This window comes from Nonomuraea sp. NPDC001699 (assembly GCF_053596455.1).
In genome coordinates this window covers 1-3120 of sequence record NZ_JBSFGF010000071.1, presented here as the reverse complement: position 1 = coordinate 3120, position 3120 = coordinate 1, and the positions used below count along the sequence as shown (strand labels likewise).

Here is a 3120-nt window from a genome sequence, read left to right as displayed (position 1 = left end):
GACGAGGCGGTTGCGGGTGTCGCACGCTTTCCACTCGTCGTTGATGGATCCGATGCTGGAGGATTTCCGTGCGGTTGCTCGCACGTTGACGTACAACTCGCCGCGGATCCCGATCGTCACCACAGGGGATGTGTGCTCGCCGGATTACTGGGTGGACCAGGTTCGGGGCACGGTCCGGTTCTCTGATGCCGTACGAGAGGCGGATGCGCAGGCGTTCCTGGAACTGGGCCCGGACGGCGTGCTGACCGCGATGGCCGCCGAGACGCTCGACGCCGATGCGGTGCTGGTGCCTGTGCTGCGCAAGGATCGTGACGAGCCGAGCACCGCCGTCGAGGCGCTGGCCCGGCTGCACGTGCGCGGAGTGCCGATCGACTGGCGGATGGTGTTCCCTGGTGCCCGCCGGGTGGCCCTGCCGACGTACGCCTTCCAGCACCAGTGGTACTGGCCCGGCCGGGCGGGTTCACAGGTGGGAAATGTGGCGGCGGCGGGGCTGGCGGCGGCTGGGCATCCGCTGCTCGGCGCGGCGGTCGGTCTGGCCGATTCCGATGGTGTGCTGCTGACCGGGCGGTTGTCGCTGGAGACGCACCCATGGTTGGCCGACCATGCTGTCGCCGGCACGGTCGTCTTCCCCGGCACCGGGTTCCTTGAGCTGGCGATCCGAGCCGGTGACCAGGTCGGCTGCGATCGGGTCGAGGAACTGACGCTGACCGCGCCGTTGGTCCTCGGCGAGGACGACGGGGTGGCGGTACAGGCGTGGGTTGGCCCCGCGCAGGAGACGGGTCACCGTAGCCTTGACGTTTACGCTCGGCCGGCGGAGGCCGCCGACGATGTGCCCTGGGTACGGCATGCCACGGGCACCCTGGCTACCGGCGCCTCTCCAGGTGAGCCGTTCGACGCCTCGCTGTGGCCGCCGCAGGGCGCGACCGCGATCGAGCTGGACGGGTTGTACGAACAGCTCGCGTTGGACGGGCTGGAGTACGGTCCCCTGTTCCAGGGGCTGCGCGCCGCCTGGCGCGGAGCTGAGGGTGAGGTGTTCGCCGAGGTCGCGCTGCCTGAGCAGGCTGGGGACGCTGCTTCGTACGGTGTGCATCCAGCCCTGCTGGACGCGGCGTTGCATGCCGTGACCCTGGTCGGGCTGGACGAAACCGAGGGCGGGCGCCTGCCGTTCTCGTGGGGCGATGTGTGCCTGCACGCGGGCGGCGCCTCGATGCTGCGGGTCCGGCTGGTTCGGGCCGCTGCCGACGCGGTCATGCTGGCAGCGGTGGACGCTGCGGGAGATCCGGTGTTCTCGGCGGGGTCGCTGGTGTTGCGGCCGGTGTCGCCGGTCGCCGGTGGCCGGCCGGCGGAGCGGGACGGGCTGTTCCGTGTGGAGTGGACTCCGCTGGCGGAGCTCCCCGAGGCCGATCCGGCGCCGTCGGTCTGTTCGGTGGGGGACTCTACGGCCGGGTGGGGGCCGATCGAGGTTCACCGGGATCTGTCGGCGCTGGCCGAGGCGGGTCCGGTTCCGGATGTGGTGCTGGCTGAGGCTGCGGCCGGTCCGGGTCTGGACGTGGTGGCGGGCGCGCATGAGGTCACCGCGTCGACGCTTGAACTGCTTCAGGAGTGGCTGGCTGATGAGCGGTTCGCCGAGTCGCGTCTGGTGGTGGTGGTGCGGGGTGCCGGGGATCTTTCGGTGGCGGCGGTGCGTGGTTTGGTGCGTAGTGCTCAGTCGGAGAATCCTGGCCGGTTCGTTCTGGTGGATGCCGATGAGGTTTCGGTGCCGGTGCTGCTTGGTGTGGTGGGGTCCGGTGAGCCGCAGGCGTTGATCCGTGATGGTGGCGTGTGGGTGCCGAGGTTGGTGCGGGTGGCCGGTTCTGGGGGCGGGCGCCGGTGGGATCGGGATGGGACGGTTCTGATCACTGGGGGCACGGGTGGTCTGGGTGCTGAGGTCGCCCGGCATGTGGTGGCCGTGTACGGGGTGCGCCGGTTGCTGTTGGCCAGTCGTCGGGGGCTCGGCGCGCCGGGTGCGGCGGAGCTTCAGGCTGAGCTGGTCGCGCAGGGTGTTGACGTCGAGATCGCGGCTTGTGATGTGTCGGATCGGGGGCAGGTGGCGGGGCTGGTGTCGGGGCGTGCGCTGACGGCGGTGGTTCACGCTGCGGGTGTGTTGGAGGACGGGACGGTCGCGTCGTTGACGTCTGAGGCGTTGGAGACGGTGTTGCGGCCGAAGGTGGATGCGGCGTGGTATTTGCATGAGCTGACTCAGGAGTTGGATCTGGCGGCGTTTGTCTTGTTCTCGTCGGTGGCGGGGACGTTCGGTGGTGCGGGGCAGGGTAACTACGCGGCGGCGAACGCGTTCTTGGACGCGCTGGCGGAGCATCGGCGTGGGCTGGGCCTGGCCGGGGTGTCGATCGCGTGGGGTCCGTGGGCCCAGGACGCCGGGATGACGGGCGCGCTGGGTCAGGCGGACATGCGGCGAATGGCCCGTGCGGGGATGCTGCCGCTGACGGTGAAGCAGGGGGTGACCCTGTTCGACGCAGCCACCGGAGCGGAGCAGGCGCTGGTGGTTGCGGCACGGTTCGATGTGGCTGCGGTGCGCAAGCACGGCAGGGTGCCGCACCTGCTGCGCGGACTCGTCCGAGGTGCTCGCCGGACGGCCGCTTCGGCGAACGGGGATTCCGAGTTGGTACGCCGGCTGGCCCGGCAGGAGCCGGCCGACCAGATCGAGACCATGTTGGAACTGGTGCGCACACACGCCGCTGTGGTGCTGGGACACGGTTCGGGGGAGGAGGTCCAGGTACGGCGTGAGTTCCGCGAGCTGGGCTTCGACTCGCTCACCGCGGTCGAGTTCCGTAACCGGCTGAGCACGACGACGGGGCTGCGGCTGCCGGCGACTCTGGTGTTCGACTATCCGACCCCGGTCGTGCTGGCCGAGTTCCTGCTGGCCGAACTGCTCGGTCGGCATGCTGATGTGATCGGCCCGACGGCTCTCGTCCCGGTCACGGATGATCCGATCGCGATCGTGTCGATGGCGTGCCGCTACCCGGGCGGGGTGCGATCGGCCGATGATCTGTGGCGGCTGGTGGTCGAGGGCGGCGACGGGATCGGTGGGTTCCCGACGAACAGGGGCTGGGACCTCGGTGC

The 3120-nt window shown here is 70.2% G+C and carries 1 protein-coding gene; it reads left to right on the top strand.

Annotation, left to right across the window (positions count from 1 at the left end; translation table 11 throughout):
• Positions 1-43: 43 nt before the first annotated feature.
• Positions 44-3120, top strand: a 3077-nt coding sequence (locus tag ACWCSU_RS52690; RefSeq protein ID WP_449945208.1) for an SDR family NAD(P)-dependent oxidoreductase, incomplete at its 3' end; no start/stop codon positions are given.